Annotated in this window: 15 protein-coding genes; 2 read left to right on the top strand and 13 right to left on the bottom strand. The window is 47.9% G+C overall.

Features of this window, described 5'->3' with window-relative positions:
* Nucleotides 1–28: 28 nt before the first annotated feature.
* Entirely contained in the window at nucleotides 29–664 is a 636-nt protein-coding gene (locus CLV98_RS13330) for a hypothetical protein (RefSeq protein WP_109674829.1), read from the top strand.
* A gap of 2 nt (nucleotides 665–666) precedes the next feature.
* Here CLV98_RS13330 and CLV98_RS13325 read toward each other — a convergent pair whose 3' ends face one another.
* From CLV98_RS13325 to CLV98_RS13310, 4 genes are read right to left on the bottom strand one after another with little or no spacing between them, the layout of a single operon-like run.
* Nucleotides 667–1,902, bottom strand: coding sequence for an alkaline phosphatase family protein (locus tag CLV98_RS13325; RefSeq protein WP_109674828.1), 1,236 nt, complete (start codon nucleotides 1,900–1,902; stop codon nucleotides 667–669).
* A gap of 13 nt (nucleotides 1,903–1,915) precedes the next feature.
* The gene (locus tag CLV98_RS13320) at nucleotides 1,916–2,773 is read right to left on the bottom strand and encodes a metallophosphoesterase family protein (protein WP_229203366.1); all 858 of its coding nucleotides are present in this window, start codon (nucleotides 2,771–2,773) and stop codon (nucleotides 1,916–1,918) included.
* Nucleotides 2,774–2,832: 59 nt separating this feature from the next.
* Nucleotides 2,833–4,626 carry a RagB/SusD family nutrient uptake outer membrane protein gene (locus CLV98_RS13315; RefSeq protein ID WP_109674826.1) on the bottom strand — a complete coding sequence of 598 codons (1,794 nt, stop codon included), beginning with the start codon at nucleotides 4,624–4,626 and terminating at the stop codon, nucleotides 2,833–2,835.
* 20 nt (nucleotides 4,627–4,646) lie between these two features.
* Entirely contained in the window at nucleotides 4,647–7,892 is a 3,246-nt protein-coding gene (locus CLV98_RS13310; RefSeq protein ID WP_229203365.1) for a SusC/RagA family TonB-linked outer membrane protein, read from the bottom strand.
* A gap of 199 nt (nucleotides 7,893–8,091) precedes the next feature.
* Here CLV98_RS13310 and CLV98_RS13305 point away from each other — a divergent pair, with 199 nt between their 5' ends.
* Nucleotides 8,092–8,700 carry a TetR family transcriptional regulator gene (locus tag CLV98_RS13305; RefSeq protein ID WP_109674825.1) on the top strand — a complete coding sequence of 203 codons (609 nt, stop codon included), beginning with the start codon at nucleotides 8,092–8,094 and terminating at the stop codon, nucleotides 8,698–8,700.
* Here the strand turns inward: CLV98_RS13305 and CLV98_RS13300 are convergent.
* The 9 genes from CLV98_RS13300 to CLV98_RS13260 all read right to left on the bottom strand — a co-directional run bounded on the left by CLV98_RS13300 (nucleotide 8,697) and on the right by CLV98_RS13260 (nucleotide 15,521).
* Entirely contained in the window at nucleotides 8,697–8,951 is a 255-nt protein-coding gene (locus CLV98_RS13300; RefSeq protein WP_109674824.1) for a CBU_0592 family membrane protein, read from the bottom strand. The two genes, CLV98_RS13305 and CLV98_RS13300, sit on opposite strands and share 4 nt — an antisense overlap.
* Before the next feature lie 103 nt (nucleotides 8,952–9,054).
* Nucleotides 9,055–10,377 (bottom strand): signal recognition particle protein, encoded by a 1,323-nt coding sequence (gene ffh, locus CLV98_RS13295; protein ID WP_109674823.1) that lies wholly within the window; start codon nucleotides 10,375–10,377, stop codon nucleotides 9,055–9,057.
* A gap of 220 nt (nucleotides 10,378–10,597) precedes the next feature.
* A complete protein-coding gene (locus CLV98_RS13290; protein ID WP_109674822.1) occupies nucleotides 10,598–10,915 on the bottom strand; it encodes a DUF6787 family protein in 318 nt (105 codons plus the stop codon).
* 161 nt (nucleotides 10,916–11,076) lie between these two features.
* Nucleotides 11,077–11,598, bottom strand: a complete 522-nt coding sequence (locus CLV98_RS13285; RefSeq protein ID WP_109674821.1) for a hypothetical protein — start codon at nucleotides 11,596–11,598, stop codon at nucleotides 11,077–11,079.
* 31 nt (nucleotides 11,599–11,629) lie between these two features.
* Nucleotides 11,630–12,538: a hypothetical protein gene (locus CLV98_RS13280; protein ID WP_146202279.1), complete on the bottom strand. Its 909-nt coding sequence runs from the start codon at nucleotides 12,536–12,538 to the stop codon at nucleotides 11,630–11,632.
* 13 nt (nucleotides 12,539–12,551) lie between these two features.
* Entirely contained in the window at nucleotides 12,552–13,682 is a 1,131-nt protein-coding gene (locus tag CLV98_RS13275) for a cytochrome-c peroxidase (protein WP_109674819.1), read from the bottom strand.
* A 12-nt stretch (nucleotides 13,683–13,694) separates the two neighbouring features.
* Complete coding sequence (locus CLV98_RS13270; protein ID WP_109674818.1) at nucleotides 13,695–14,507, bottom strand: MbnP family protein; 813 nt, start codon at nucleotides 14,505–14,507, stop codon at nucleotides 13,695–13,697.
* A gap of 187 nt (nucleotides 14,508–14,694) precedes the next feature.
* Nucleotides 14,695–15,045 carry a hypothetical protein gene (locus CLV98_RS23770; protein WP_211320037.1) on the bottom strand — a complete coding sequence of 117 codons (351 nt, stop codon included), beginning with the start codon at nucleotides 15,043–15,045 and terminating at the stop codon, nucleotides 14,695–14,697.
* A 128-nt stretch (nucleotides 15,046–15,173) separates the two neighbouring features.
* Entirely contained in the window at nucleotides 15,174–15,521 is a 348-nt protein-coding gene (locus CLV98_RS13260) for a hypothetical protein (RefSeq protein ID WP_109674817.1), read from the bottom strand.
* Nucleotides 15,522–15,893 lie beyond the last annotated feature (372 nt).

Genomic DNA, 15,893 nt, shown 5'->3' with positions numbered 1-15,893 from the left:
CAGCTTTAAATACTAAACTAATTGATTTATGAAAACATTCCGATATTTGATAGGGGCAATTTTTATGCTAGGAGCTAGCCTGACCCATGGTCAAGATTTAGCTGTTCTGGATGCGAAGCCCATTTTACAAGAACAGCAGGGGGGGAACTTCCTCTTTGATACCTACTATACCGGCTCCGTAACGGGGAAGTACGGACAGGTAGTAGAAGGGCTGTCCTTCAGGTTCGATATGGCCGGCAATAGGCTGGAGATCCAACATAACGACTCCCTTTTCGTGACAGGAGACGCTGTTACGGGTTTTACCTTGCCTACGGGGACGGCCCTGTATTATTTTGAAAGAGGCTTCCCCTCCGCGCAGGGTGCTACGGCAAAGACCTTCTATCAGGTACTTTATGATGGTAACCTAAGGCTATTAAAGCATTTTGTAGTCCCCATTAAGGACCAAGAGGAGGCAGGAGCCGGGCAGCTGTTTATTCTTAAAGATGGGAAAATGCATCCCGTAAGCCTTTCTAACAAGGAAAGCTTTTTAAAAGTACTGGCCGATGAAAGGAATAAAATGAACTATATCATCAAGGAGTCGCAATTTGACTTTGATCAGGAGGAGGATCTGGCGATCCTCCTCCAGGAGTACGACGCCTATAAGGCGGGTCGTGGGGGGAACTAGGGTTATTTTACTATCCACCGGTTCAGGCTGTTGTGCGCTCCCTCTAGGACGATCTTAAAGAAATCGGAGTCATACTGCGATATGTCGATTTGTAGCTTCTGCTGGCCTGCAGGTACCTGGTCGACCAGATGGTATAAATCCCGCCCACCGTCTTTGAATTGATTGGTGGTGGTAAGCCATACCTTTACGGTGCTCTTAGGCTCGTAGGCCTTCCAGCTTACTGCTATCTGTTTTTCGGACCTTACGGCCTGGGCATCGTCGATGGATATAGACCCTACTAGCGGCACGCCGTCTAGCTCGAAGGCCTGCTCTTTAGGGAAGTGCACGCCCATATGTCCTGCGAGGGTAGGCATAATATCGACTATGCCAGGGCGATCCTTAAAAGCCTGGTTGAGGTCTTTGGCATTGGTAACCATCCAGGTGCTTCGTTCCCGGTCCGACTGGCCTCCGTGGCCACTCCCATTTTTAGGATCGCGGCCGTGGTCGGTGGTGACGAAGAGCATCCAATCTTCCTGGAAGTTTTTTTGACGGTATTGTATCGCTTCCCAGATACGGCCTATCTGTTGGTCCATGGTTCGGATGGCATCATGGAACTGCGGGCTGTCGCCATACCCGTGGCCCATATCGTCGGTGTATTCCAGATATACCCAGGCCAAGTCGGGGGCTTGAGCCCGTACGTATTGAGCGGCTTCGTCGGTCACCTTTTCGTCGATCAGGTGAATGTAGTTCCTTAGCTTATCGTGAGGAAAATGGATGGTATCCAGCTCGAAGCCATCGAAAGGGTAATCGATGCGAAGGTGGTTGGTTTGGGGTAAGCCTTCACCGATCAGCTTGGTACGGTTGTCGAGCCAAGTAGAGAAAACGGCCGTTTTTTTCTGTGGGAATTGTTCCTTAAAGAAGCGAAATATGCTCCAATATTGGTAATTAGGGTCTTTTATTCCGTTACCCCACACATTATGCTTGTTGACCCAGGTGCCCGTCAATAGGCTATTATAGCCTACGGCAGAGATGGTAGGTGTTTGGCTGTAGCCGTCTTTTTCACCCCCTACATAGGCTTGGGTGTAGCCGCCCACTTTGGCTACAGCGTCCAGATGTGGCGTTTCTATTTTTTCAATCACATCGCTCGAAATACCATCGACGATTACGAAAAGGGCTTTCGGAGTTTTTGCTTGGGCCCATAGCAGGTGGCTGCTCGATAGGATGGCCAGTAAGGCCAAGATAAGGCGTTTATTTTTCATCGGTTGCGATCGTTTAAAAATGATGTGGGTAATATTTGTTTTCTACTCGTCCATCGGCATAGCAGGTGATGATACTATAGCCAGGGGGAGTTTCCTGATAGTAATAGTCTCCAGCCGACTCTTTGTCCCCTTTTCCCCACCAAAACCCACTCATGGATCCATTGCAGCAGTATTGCACCCCATTATAGACCGTATGGTCGAGCAAATGCTGGTGACCACTGAGGCATAGCTTCACCTTGTCCTGATGTTGATAAAACAGATTTTTTAGGGCCTTGAAGTCGGAGTGCCCTCCTCCGACCAAAATGGGCGTAGTGCCCAGAATGGGGTAATGCGACATCACCATAGCAGGGCTATGTTTGGGAAGGGCCTTTAAGCTTGTTTCTAGCCATTCGAACTGCTCTTGGTCCAGGGCTATGCCCGGTTGGTTGCCATCGAGTACGAAAAAATGCCAGCCTTTCTTGACGAAGGAATAATAGCGATTCGGGATTTTGAGGCGTTGTACCACATAGTACTTGCCGTACATGGGGTCCTGCTTCGAGGGAGCAGCCCACCAAGTATCATGGTTGCCAATGCAGCTGTATACCTCATAGTCGGCTATGGTTTGCAAGCATTGGTCCCAAATGGTCCAATATTCCAAGGTTTTCTCTCTGGTGACATGGTCGTAATCGGCCGCCATAATGGAGTCCCCCCCATTAAGGAAGAAGTCGATCTTATGTTTTTTTATTTCTTCCAGACAATTCGTGAATCGGGAAGGGGCTCCTTCTTCAGCCCGGATGTGCACGTCGGTGATGTGCGCAATGGTGAGTACAGGTCTGTTGGAAATGTTCTCTAAAAGCATATTGGGGGAAGCAACCGCGGTTGCTCCTCCCATTATGCTGGTTTTTTTTAACCAGTTTCTTCTATTCATCATGCTCAATTAATGGCTGGAACCTACCAACCGAATATTTGTTTCAGGTTAGGATTAAGGATCACTTGTTGCTGAGGCACTGGACGGTAATAAAACTTTGGCTCCTGGAAGGTACGAGGGGTGGTTTCGGTTACCGTCGTACCTCCTTGTGCTCCATTTTTCAAATATACCGTAACATCCTCGCCTATCACACCTGTTTTGTAATAGATTAGGGAGAGACCCAAGCTGTTTTTCTCTTTATCGGCTTCTTCTGGAATGGTAACCTCTTTGCCCACCAGAATAATATCCGGTATGCCATCGCCACTCATGTCGTACTTGCCTAGGCCAGGAAAGTAAAGTCCTTCGGGAATATTGGTCAGCAGAGTTCCTACTTTCCAGCGCATCAGGTCGTCGAAGCGTTTTCCTTCAAAGGCAAATTCTACCCTTCTTTCTCTCCTGATTTCTAGCAATACCCCTAGGTTGGCACCCGTTACGTTGGGGTATTTCTTAGTGAGGAAAGGGTCGGGCAGGGCGTTGGCTGTGGCCATGGACAGCTGGGGAAGCCCCACCCGGCTCCGCAGCAGGTTAACGGTGCCATCTAAGTCGGTCTGAGTAAGGGTATTCAGCTCGGCCTTTGCCTCAGCCAGTATCAATAGTACTTCGGCATAGCGGTACACGGGAAAGTCGATACCGTTATTAATAGCCGCCTCTGTCGTATTGGCATAGCCCTTTAACTGATGATAGCCGGTGAAATTCTTGTTAAGCCTCAGTATATACGGGCTGGTGTTCGGTTGGCGGATCCAGCCGGGGTACACCAGGGTTTGGGATAGCCGGGGGTCGCGCTTTTCGAACTCCTGAATAAAGCCAAAGGTTTTGTAGCCGGGTTGATCGGTAAATCTACTCCCGTCGGCCATCAGGTAGGTCTGTACCAGATCCCTCGCCGGCGACTGTTCATATTCGCCAAAAACCACGGAGTTGATATCTTGTGATCTGTTTTTGTTTTGGTCAAAGGCATTGGCAAGGATTACTTCCTTGTTAGTGAGCAAATCTTGGGCATTGAATAGGCTGGCGTAATCTTGATGGGGGTTTCCGGAACTAAAAATATCAAATTTTCCAGATGTGATGATCTCCTGGGATACTTTAGCAGCCCTTTCGAGGAAAGCTTGTGCAGTCCCTTGCAGGTTCAATTCGTCATGGTATTTTCTGTAAGTGCCTTCATAAAGTGCTATTCGTGCTTCTTCCGTTTTAACGGCCCATTTATTAGGTGTTCCGGAGGGAACCGCCTCCCGAACGTGGGCACTAGCGAAAGCCAGATCGGCCATTACGCTGTCCATCACTACCGCACGAGGGTCTTGGGTCTTGTACAAAGTTTCGTCGTCCGGATTTATAGCGGTGCTGTACCAGGGTACATCAGAATAGCGTTTCACCATGTCCATATAGAACCTAGCCCGATAATAGCGCGCTAGTCCGGCAAAATGATCCTTCACTTCCTGGCTACTATTGGCCTTTTGGTAGTTGTCGAGGAAATAGTTGATATTACGCAGACGTGACCAGTTCCATCCCGAGGTAATATTTTGGGCGGTAGGGCTGGCTGTCATGATGGTTTTCATTTCTACAGCCCCAGTCGTAGCGGCGTTGTCGGTATTTTGCTCGCTCAGGTAAGTGTAGCGGTCGGGCATAGACAGGAGCCCATTGATATATAGGGCCAGATCTTCTTCGTTATTGAAAAACGCCTCTGGGGCTATCTCTGTTTGTGGGTAGCGGTTCAGGAAGTCCTCGTCGCAGGCCATCAGGCCAGTAAGTAGGACGATCAGGACGATATAGCTATGTTTTTTCATTGGGTAGTCGAGTAAGGAGTTTAAAATTCAACATTCAGGCCGAAGGCTAGCTTTCTTTGGAAAGGATAAGCCCGAGCACTGGGGCCTTGATTGATGGATTCGGGGTCCACGAACTTTTTGATTTTAGAAAATTCAAATATATTTTCCGCCGTGGCAAAAAGCCGTACCCTTTGCAGGCTGATTTTGCGTAATATTGGCTGAGGTAGGGAATATCCAAGGGTTACATTTTTTACCCGGAGATAAGCGGCACTCAACAAGTATTTGGTCTGTGGGATATCGAGGCCACTGCCGTAATTATTGTCGGCCAACCACGACTGCATGACCGGATACTGAGGGTTGGTATTGGCGTCGGCTAAGCCGGCGGCTATATAGGAAGCGGAGTGTTTAGCACGCTGAGCATCCGAATCGGCCGTTCCCCGGTAGTAGTCCAGGTGCCATGGATATACGTTCCCGTAGGGCTGCTGGTAGGGCCCCCAGAAAAGGTAATGCCTCGGGTAGAAATCGCCCTTTAACACGCCTTGTAAAAATAGGGAGGCGTCGAAACCATTCCAGTCCGCACTTAAGTTAAACCCTACTCTATAGCGCTGGGTGCTGTTCCCGATGATCTTGAGGTCCTTAGGGTCCTGGGCGGTAAGGCCAGTCTCAATTTTCCCGTCTCCATTCAGGTCCTTATACTTGGGCCATCCCGGTATCACCTCTAAGGCTCCCCAGGGTACGATAGCCGACTGGTCGAGGGCATCTATTTCCGTTTCGTTTTTAAAGAACCCATCGCTTTCTAGTCCCCAAATTTCGCCCAGGCTTTGGCCTTCTCGATACTTGCTAAAGAGCTGTTGGTCATTTTTGAATTTGGTAATCTGGGATTTTGAATCAGAAAGTACCAATTTGGCGGAGTAAGAAAGGGGCTTGGAGGCCAAGTTCACGTCGCCCTGGTAGGCCAGGGATAGTTCCCAACCTTGGTTGCGCATATCGGCGGCATTCTGGCTAGGTGCCGAGGTGCCCAATACCCCAGGAAGTTCTTCGCCAGCCGTAAGCATCCCAGTGGTGTTTCTTATGAAATAATCGTAACTCAGAAGGAGTTTGTTTTTCCACAGACCTAAGTCTCCACCAAAATTTTGGGTAGCCACTCGTTCCCAGGTATAGTTGGTAGGGTCGATGTAAAGCGACGGGGCACTAGAGATGATCATACGCTGGGCGCCATCGATCAAATAGCTTGACAATTGGGCCGGAAGCGTCTGCAAGTAACTAAAATAGCCTACCGATTGGTTGCCCAAGGCGCCATAAGAAGTACGCAGTTTTAGTGTAGATACCGCTGGCTTACTCCATTGCATAAAGGACTCGGAACTGGCGATCCAGGCTCCGGATACCGATGGAAAGAAGCCCCAACGGCGTTGGGTAGGGAAGCGGGACGACCCATCCATACGGCCATTAAACTCTAGGATGTAGCGGTCGTTGAGGGTATAGTTGAGCCGGCTAAAATAGCTGCGGGTGGCGTAGGCCTCATATCTGCTGGTCAGTATGGCTGCACCCGTGGTAAGGCCTATAAAAGGAAGGGACGAAGATATGAGCTGGTCACGTTGGGAGGTGAGCTTGTCATACACGTAACTTTCTTGATTGTAGCCCACAAGGAAATTGAGGCCATGAATACCCAAGTCTTTCCGGTAATTGGCATACATATTGATGGCGTTATTTTGGATGTTGCCGTTAGCGGCCTGAACGTACCCGTTGCCCCCTTCTTGCCTTACGTCGCCAGGGCCAAACCCAATATTGTATTTTTTGGCATCTAAGTCATACTTCCAGTCTTCCTTTTTGAAGCTAAAATCGGCATTAACTTGTAAGTCTCCCTTCAAAAAGGTACCTATGACGCTGGTGATATTCTGAAAACCAAACATGTTTTCCTGGTTTCGCCCACCATCTATTAGCTGGGCTGCCAGGCGGCCGGCTGTGGTGTTGGCCCAGGTCCCATCGGGGTTCTGTGCCACATCGGTAGGTTGAAGGGTGTACAAATCGGTGATACTCGTTCGGGGTAATTCTTTTTTGGTCTGATAGATCGATAGGTTGTTGTCGATCTTAAGCCATTTTAGGGGCGAGAAGTTGGTGCGGGCTTTTAGTCCGTAACGATCCCAGTAGTCGGCTGCCAGTTTATTCAGACCGTTTTCCTTGGTATAATCCGCCGAAAGATAGTAGGCAATCGGCATTTGGTTGATTTGTGCGCCTCCGCTAAAAGATAACCCCTGCTTGTGCGAGAAAGAGGAGTTGTTGAAAAAATAGTCGTACCAGTCGTTATTTCCCATATAGGCCCATTTGGTAGGGTCTTGTGGGTTGAGGCGGGTGTCGGGCAAAGATGGGTCGTCGGAGCGCTGTTTGGCCCAGGCATAATATTCGTCCGAATAGTTGACGTAGTCCCAAGGTGTGTTGTCGGTAGAAGTCTCCAATACCCTGGAGAAAATATAAGGGTCGGTAATGGGACGTGGCAATACGCTGGGCTTGCTCCACGAAAAGTAGGAGTTATAGCTGATCGTTTGGCGTCCACCTCCTTGTTTGGTGGTGATCAGTATAACGCCAAAGGCGGCCCGTGCCCCGTAGATAGCGGCAGAGGCTGCGTCGCGCAGTACGGTAAAAGAGGCGATGTCGGAAGGGTTAAGCCTCAAAAGGTCGTAGCCATCGGCGGCCGGTATCCCGTCGATCACGATCAAGGGCGTGCCTCCATTGATAGAGGAGGTACCCCGAATATTGAAATTGGGAACCGAGCCGGGGCTACCCCCGCTATAGGTAATGTTCAGCCCCGGGCTTATACCTTGTAGCCCTTGCATCACATTGGCCACTGGCCGCGCCTCCAGCTGCTTGCCGGCAATCTGATCGACGGCCCCGGCTAAGTTGATTTTCTTCTGAGTACCAAAGCCTATGACCACCGTCTCTTCTAAATTGTTAATATCCTCTTCCAAATAAATAGTGAGCGGGTTGGAATCCTTTATTTGTATTTCTTTCTTCTGAAATCCGATATAGGAGAATATCAGGGTTGCGTTAGCCGGCAGATCGGCGATCGTAAATTTACCCGTTTCGTCGGTTAGTACTCCTTTCGTACTCCCTACTATACGTATGCTCACCCCAGGGATGCTCTCCTTCAGGTGGGCGTCTAGGACTGTACCCTCAACGGTAATCCCTTGTCCATAAGACATCGTAGGGCAGGCCATCAGCACCAGGCCGATGAACAACCCGGTTAGAAATAGACATCTTTGCCTTAATGCTGGTAAAAGTTTTTTATTCATTACAAGTTGGGTTAATCATGATTGGAATCTGTTATAAAGGCAAAAGTGTGAATATTTAAGCGGCTGTAGGTTAAGCCATTGTTACTGAATTGTGAATTTAAATTAATTGAACATTCATTCAATTTAAATAGCCAATAGGGCACTATCGATTAAAAAATAAAGTGCTAAATTGGCTGGTCTAAATAACTGTACAGGGAAAATGGGACGGAAAAGTCTTAAAGAGGATCGTCAGCGGGAAATTATCAAGGTATATTACAAACTGGCCAAAAAGGAGGGGATCGATAATACCTCTATCGCCAAGATCGCCAAGGCGATGGATATCAACCCTAGCCTGATTATTCATTATTTTAGAACTCGGGAAGATCTTACTTACGGCCTGATCGACTATATACTCGATAAGTATTTACTCATTTACAAGGTGAGTCCGAGCAGGTCTCAATCATCGTCGGAGGTTCTACTAAAAATGATAGACAATTTGTTTTCAAAAAAATGGAACACCCTCATTGACGATGGCCTATTCTATAGCTGCTATTCCCTGACATTTCGTAATAAAAGGATTCGGGGCTTGTATAAGGACATGCTCGACCGGCTGCGGGCGGAGTTAAGCCAGCAAATATCGCTTTGTAAGGAAGATGGGGTATTGGATGTGGAAGAACCCGAGGAGGTGGCCGATGCCATTTTTGTATTGGTAGACGGGGCCTATTATTACCTGAGCCTGGTCGATAATAAGGAAGAATATGAGTGGAAGGCGGCACGCTATAAATCCCAGGCCCTATCGAAGTTACGCTTTAGGATGGAAGAAGGCTAAGGGCGACGTACGGACAGGTAGCGGGAGGCAATGGCCGCGCTGCCTATCAGGAGCCAGATACAATTAACAACCAGATTGGGGAGGTCGTGGTGTGCCGAGGCATCGATAATGAGGCCTATGGCGCCCAGGATATTCAAAAAATGAAAATTGTATTGGCGGGCATCTAGCCTCCCTATCGATAACAAAAAATAGGCCAAAACATAAAATCCTACTCCAGCCCAACCTGCTAAGGCTACTATTATAGGGTCCATATTTATTGTGAAGTAAAATTCGAATGGTGAGGGCTAGGCACTCTGGAAGCGTTATTCTTAAAAGAATCGCCCGATTCAAAGAAGAATCGGGCGAAGGGGGTAGTTATCGTTTCAAGGCCTTGCTGAGTTTTCCCGCGGCCTGCATGGTATTCATTTTTTTCATCATCTTCCGCATCTCCTCAAACTGCTTGATGAGGTTATTGACTTGCAAGATACTGGTACCACTTCCGTTTGCAATTCTTTTTTTACGACTGCCATCGATAATATCCGGATTGGCCCTTTCCTTTTTGGTCATCGACTGTATAATCGCCTCAATGGGTTTGAACGAGTCGTTGTCTACATCGACGTCCTTCATGGCATTGCCCATTCCGGGGATCATGCCGATGAGGTCTTTGACGTTACCCATCTTTTTAATCTGCTGCAGCTGACCAAGGAAATCGTCAAAATCGAATTTGTTCTGACGCATTTTTGCGTTGATACGCTTGGCTTCGTCTTCATCAAAGGCTTGTTGAGCACGCTCAACAAGGGATATAACATCCCCCATGCCCAAAATCCGGCTGGCCATACGATCGGGGTAGAAGGCATCGAGGGCCTCCATCTTTTCGCCCGTACTGATAAACTTAATGGGCTTCTCTACCACCTGCCTGATCGACAGGGCGGCTCCACCGCGGGCGTCGCCATCGAGCTTGGTAAGGACTACGCCGTCGAAATTGAGGCGCTCATTAAATGTTTTGGCGGTATTGACGGCATCTTGACCCGTCATGGAGTCCACCACAAAAAGAATTTCGGTAGGTTGAATGGTCGATTTGATGTCGGCCACTTCATTCATCATCACTTCATCTACCGCCAAGCGACCCGCGGTATCGACGATGACGATCTTTTTGCCCGACTTACGGGCGTAGGCTACGGCATTTTCAGCGATGCTGACCGCATTTTTATTTTCGGGTTCCGCATATACTTCTACACCAATCTGCTCGCCAAGTACCTTCAGCTGGTCTATGGCCGCAGGACGGTACACATCACAGGCCGTCAGGAGCACCTGGCGTCCCTGCTTCTTGAGATGCTGCGCCAGCTTACCCGAAAAGGTGGTCTTACCCGACCCTTGCAAACCGGCTATCAGGATCACTGCGGGATCCCCTTTTATATTGATGCCTTCCGCCTTTCCACCCATCAACTCGGTAAGCTCCTCCTGGACGATCTTAACGAACATCTGACCAGGCTCTACCGAAATTAAAATTTTACGATCCAGAGCCGTTTCTTTGATCCGGTCGGTGATTTCTTTGGCGATCTTGAAGTTAACATCGGCATCGACCAACGCTTTTCTTACCTCTTTGGTGGTGGCCGCCACATTTATATCTGAAATCCGATCCTTCCCTTTAAGGGTCCTAAAGGCGGTATTTAGCTTATCTTGTAAGTTTTCAAACATGGAACTATATGAATGATTCTATTCCTGAATTAAAATATTCGCAAATGTACGAATAAAATAGGGAGTAGTGGAACCCCCTATCGCACTGTGCCTATATAAATTGGTGCTAATAACCTATAAAAGCCACACGGAAAGGTATGGCTTTTATAGGTGATTAGGTATTTTGGACATGACTAGTCCTATTTTATTGGATGGGAGCATGGTACTGCCCGCTGACGCCCTACTTAAACTTGGCGGCAATCCATCGGAACATTTTCTTTTCTTTTTCCCAAAAGAAGGAAAACTGGCCTAAAAGAAATCCGTAGATCAACAATAAGGATTGGTAGGTGGGGAATATAAAGAGGATATATGTAATGGTCTTTAGCCAAAGGGGGGTAGCATCGTCGTAGCCAAGCAAATGAAATAGACCTTTCCGTAACCAAACTACTGAGGAACCCGAAAGACTAAAAACGGCTAAGATTACCAATACTTGACGGGTCGTTTCCAAACCCCATTTTTCCTGCATTTTACCCAACCAGGGTTGCGCATTTTTCTCCATTTCCGCCTTCGTTTCTTAATTAATAATCGCACAAGTAAGCCATTCTTATTTAAGGAATAGCCATCATCGACCGCAAAGTTAACGGATAATCTGTCGGGGTCATAATCCAAAACTCCGGGAGAGCGAAATTTTAATGCGCTATTAATTTCTGGATGACTGGACTATTTCCTTTCTCCCAGAAAATCTTGAGCTTCCAGAATGGCTTGCTCCATGACCCGTTTTACATCGACGATTTTTACCTTCTGTTGGTCAATATAGTCGGCTGCGGCCTTTTCGTCGAGCTGGTTCAGGGTGTCAGCATTGTACTGGTGCATCCAGCCCATCATTTTCTGGTCGGCTTCTTCTAGTTTTTTAACGAGGTCGTCGGAGGTCGATTTTTTCTTCTTTAATGCTGGGCTGGGGGCGGATAGGCTATCCAATTCGTTGGACACCCGTTGAACCCGTGCCTTCAGGGTCATGATGTCCTCCATGCGGGGCATGATACTGTCGTGAATGGCCATCACTTCGGCGGCGCGAGGGTCGCCCTCTACGTGTTCGCTCGAATGCGCATGGTGACCTTCAACGTCTATTTGGTCGGTTTGTGAGGTTTTGGGCTGGCAAGCGAAAATTCCACCAATCATTAGCAATATCAATAGGGTATGTTTCATCAGATAATAGTATTGAGAAGGCTCCTGCGCCTTCATGTATATTTTTGAATCGAAAATTTGGAAGATCTTAGAACATCCAGCCTAGCTGAATCATTCCCCGGGGTTTGGCCAAAACAAAACCATCGGAAAGATTTTGAGCGAGGGGCTTTTGGGCAGTAACCCCCAGCGTCCATCGGTTGGCAAACAGGGTTATGCCCATGGTACCGTTCACCAGCGTCCCGCCCGTTTCGTTGATGGCTATGCCATCCCGCTTGCCCAAGGCCGATTTTTCGGCATACACCCCAACACTTGGCGTTATTTTGATCGTGCTGAGGTCAAAGGATTTGAACAGGTCGATGGTCCCGTAAAGCTGGTTGCCAAACCGATAATGATCCTTGTTGGTCGTGTTGAACTTCCTAGTAAGATTGGCCGCCAGCCCCCAAGACTTATAGTTGAGGGTATAGAAGGCGTTGATCATAAAATCGGTGCTCCCCGTTCCCAACTGGAAGTTTGGGTTGGCGACATCGGCGGTATTGCCTTCCTCATACTTAAAACGGCCGGTAGGGAGCTTAAGCCCCCCACCAACCAGTAGCGTGTGTGTAAATGCGGACATCCTTTCGGGGTCCATGGTAGGCTTTAGTAGGTTATAATTGATCAGAACGCTGGCATCACCCAATCCGTTTTGCGTTTTAGTTTCGGAGGTCGTCGTTTGGCTAGAAAATCGATAGGGTAGGAAGGCCATTACCTGAACCCTGTTGATGGGCGAGAATCGGGTATAAAGCTCCCCTACATGGAAGGCCTCGTCGGTAACCAATACGCGACTGTCGGGGTGCGATTTAAAATGCAATTGCTGGTAGCGTACACCAACGAGCGTTTTGTTGGACTGCGGCATGAGTCCAAAGTAAGAGCCGCTGTTGGCACAGCCGCAGGCATCGCAGGCATGAGCGGCCGGGCTGAGCAGCACGAGTAGGCTGCCTATAAAAAGAATTACTCTCATATTATTTTTCATATTAAAACGCATTTCCTATACCAGGATCTGCGAAGCGAATATCTTTGGTGAACTGCTCGTCGGTTAGCGAAGTTAAAAAGGCTAGCAATGCAGCCTTTTCCGTACTGGAGATTCGGATTCCCGCTCTTGCCGGGTCGAGTTTTAATAGTGAATCTAAGGTAGGAGATAGCTCTACCACCGCCAATTTGCTACTTTTCTGGTTGTTATCGTAATAATCCAGCACCTCTTCGAGGGTGGAAAACCGGCCGTCGTGCATATAGGGTCCGGTAAGGGCTACGTTGCGTAAACTGGGTACCTTAAATTTGTACTTATCCTCGTCGAGCAGGGTAATGTCTGCCCGGCCGATATCGTTAATCTTATTGGGTGGCAGCCCGTTATTTCGAAAGCTATAGTCGGTAAGCAAGGTGCCACTATGGCAGCCAGCACATTTTTGTTTGAAAATACTCAACCCTTCCTTTTGTAGGCTGTTTAAAGCCGCTTGATCCCCTTGCAAATAATAGTCGTAGGGGGATGTGGCCGACACCATCGAGACCATAAACTGAGACATGGCCTTCAGCATTCGTTCAGAGGTTATCTCCTTCGTACCAAAGGCCTTTTCGAACATCTGGGGGTAATTGACCCGGCTGGTGGTACCTGCTTTGTCCGTATCCCGGAGTTTCTGCAGTACATTATCGAAGGTCTCGTCCATTTCTACCGGGTTCTGAATGGGGGCCGGTGGAAACAGATCGAGGTTGTGAACACCTCCATCCCAAAAGAAGGAGGTGTTCCAGGCCATATTTTGAATGGGAAGTGCATTGCGAACCCCGATACGATCATCGATACCATGGCTTAACTCATGCCCGTGATGGGTGAATGCCGCCGCCTGCTGGTGGCAAGTGCCACATCCAATAAGGCCATTTCTGGACAAAATGCCATCATAAAATAGGAATCGGCCTAGCTCTACACCTTCCTCGGTAAGCGGATTTTTGGAAATATCGTATACCGGATCGGGAAAATGTGCTGGCTTGGTCCAATCTATGGGCGTTGGTCCCGAAGCGATGGGCTCAGGGGTGTCAGTGCTCCCCGATTTACAGGAAAACAACAGGCTCGAAAGGGCGAAACCCCATAGGATCGTATGGTTCAATAACTTCATTCGTCCTCGCTTTTAGTCCGCATGGATATGGTCCAGGCTGAACATGCTGGTATAATTGGCCGCAATATTTTTGCTGTAGTCCGAGGTCATTACCACGGGCGTTGCGGCAAGACTTACGGTAGTGCTTCCACTAAATATCTTTTCTACATCGGTTAGCAAATGAATTTGTGGGCTCAGCTCCCCTGTAACAGAGGCTTTGTGTTCTCCAAAATCGACCTTTACCGTTTTTAGGTTATTAAGGGTCTTGGTTTCGTAACCTCCAAATAGTCCGATATGGAAATTGTATTTGCCATTGGGCGTGTCGATTACATCAGACTCTCCCTCTAGCTTCATAAAAATGTAACCGGAGTTCCAGGCCCAATACATCACCTCGCTATAGGCCGGGTCCAAAACGCCAATACGCTTAGAAACATCGGAAACGCTACGCAGGCTGTCTACTCCTACCATAAACTCGACGGCTGTATAGTCGCCTACAGGAACATTTTTGAAGGTGATTTCCTGAGAACTTGGGTCAGACTCACGAATAAGAAAGTAGCTGGAATCTTGAGGCACTACATAGCTGCTACCATCGGCCTTATAAAATTTGATATTCGATACGTAATAGTTGAAGGTGGAAACGGTAAAAGGCTCGTTGGCAGCATTGGTATACGTATCCGTGTCGAGAGCGAGGTCTCTGTTGCCCACTACATTGTCGTATTCCAGGGTTAGTTCTCCATGAGTAGCCCCTACAGGCTCCATGGTGTTGTCGTCGTCGTTACAAGACACGAGGGAAATAGCCATAACGGCCATTAAAGAGGCAAGATATATACGAATTGAATGCTTCATTCTTGGGTATAAATAATGATATGAACTTGATGAGATCTGTGGATTGGCCACAGAAGGAGATGCTTATGCCGCTAGCCGCTGCATCATGGAGTGTATGATTAGCCTAATGGGTATAAACTGCCTAACCGTAGCTCATGCGACATGGCTTCGGGAAGGGGGGCCTACCAGTTACACTCCTAAAAGAAAATTAGGCGGCAATGGGGGGATGAAAGATAGTGGCATAGGTCTCCCTGGCTTTAAAGGGGGAGCGGTACTCATAAAGCTGTGCCTTCGACCTAAGGTTCCTAGATGTGAAAGACTTAAATTGGAAAGGTTCGGAAATACGGGCTACCACATCGATCAATTTGACGACGTAGGAATGCTCCGCTTCCTTTCTTTCCTGCTCACGAATGCTTTTGATTTTTTTGGCTAAGTAGCACTTTCCGTTGCAATTGAGTTCGGGGCGATTCCGATTCTCACATAGATTGGCGACGATATAGTCGCGGCGAATCTCATAGTCTAGATACAACAAAGGTATCACCCATGCTTTAAGAAGCATCAGGCCGAGAAGGCTTAGGGAGATAATTTGGTTAGACTTTCTTTTCACTTTGATGATATCCGTAGTATGGATAGGCTATTTCTGCAAATATAAGCAAGGATGATTTAAGATACATTAAAATTAGTATTTTATCCATTTTTGATGGCTCGGTTAAAGAACCCACCCATGTAGCTACCCACTAAGGGCAATGAGCAGCCCAAATAGACCGCAAAGCGTGCTATATCTCCTCGCTGAGGAAGGAGAATCTCCGTACTGGTAAGTATAAAAAAGCTAATTAAAGTGCTAGCTCCCATGGCTAGCGCCAGTATCCAGCCCTTGCGAGGCTCCAGCCACCCCAGGCTTATGCTCAGGACAAGGTTAATCATAAAGGGCAAATGGATGCCTTCGCTGTAAAAGCTGATCAGCGTATTGACGGCGCCAAATAGGATGGCTATGGGGAGGTGACGAATGAGCGTGGAAGATCTGGTATTATTCATATTTTAGGATTTAGCTTTTAGATATTAGTAGTTGGGGATAGGGGTAAGCGAGGGGTTAAAAGCGGTCCATCGCGCGGTTAAATGTTATAGGTAGCGCAAGCCGATTTCCTACTGCCAACCTCCGATTGGCACCGCCAAAAACCCCGAAGGGGTGCCATATTAATAGAACCTAACCAGTCCCATGTATTCTGGGGTAAAATCGATGACGAATTTACCCCAGAATACATTAAAGGTTTGCAAAGTTACAAGCTAAAATGCAAACTGACCGATAACAGTCTGGAATTTTGAAGCATCATCTACAATTTTTTTGTCCCAAACTAGGCTACAAACTGGGACAGTGCCACAAGCTGGTAAGCGTTTCACCAAACTTGT

Origin of the sequence: Dyadobacter jejuensis, from assembly GCF_003149085.1 — a bacterium.
Taxonomy (GTDB): Bacteria; Bacteroidota; Bacteroidia; order Cytophagales; family Spirosomataceae; genus Dyadobacter; species Dyadobacter jejuensis.
The sequence above is the reverse complement of the archived record's forward strand: the minus strand, read 5'-3'. Positions and strand labels throughout refer to the sequence as shown.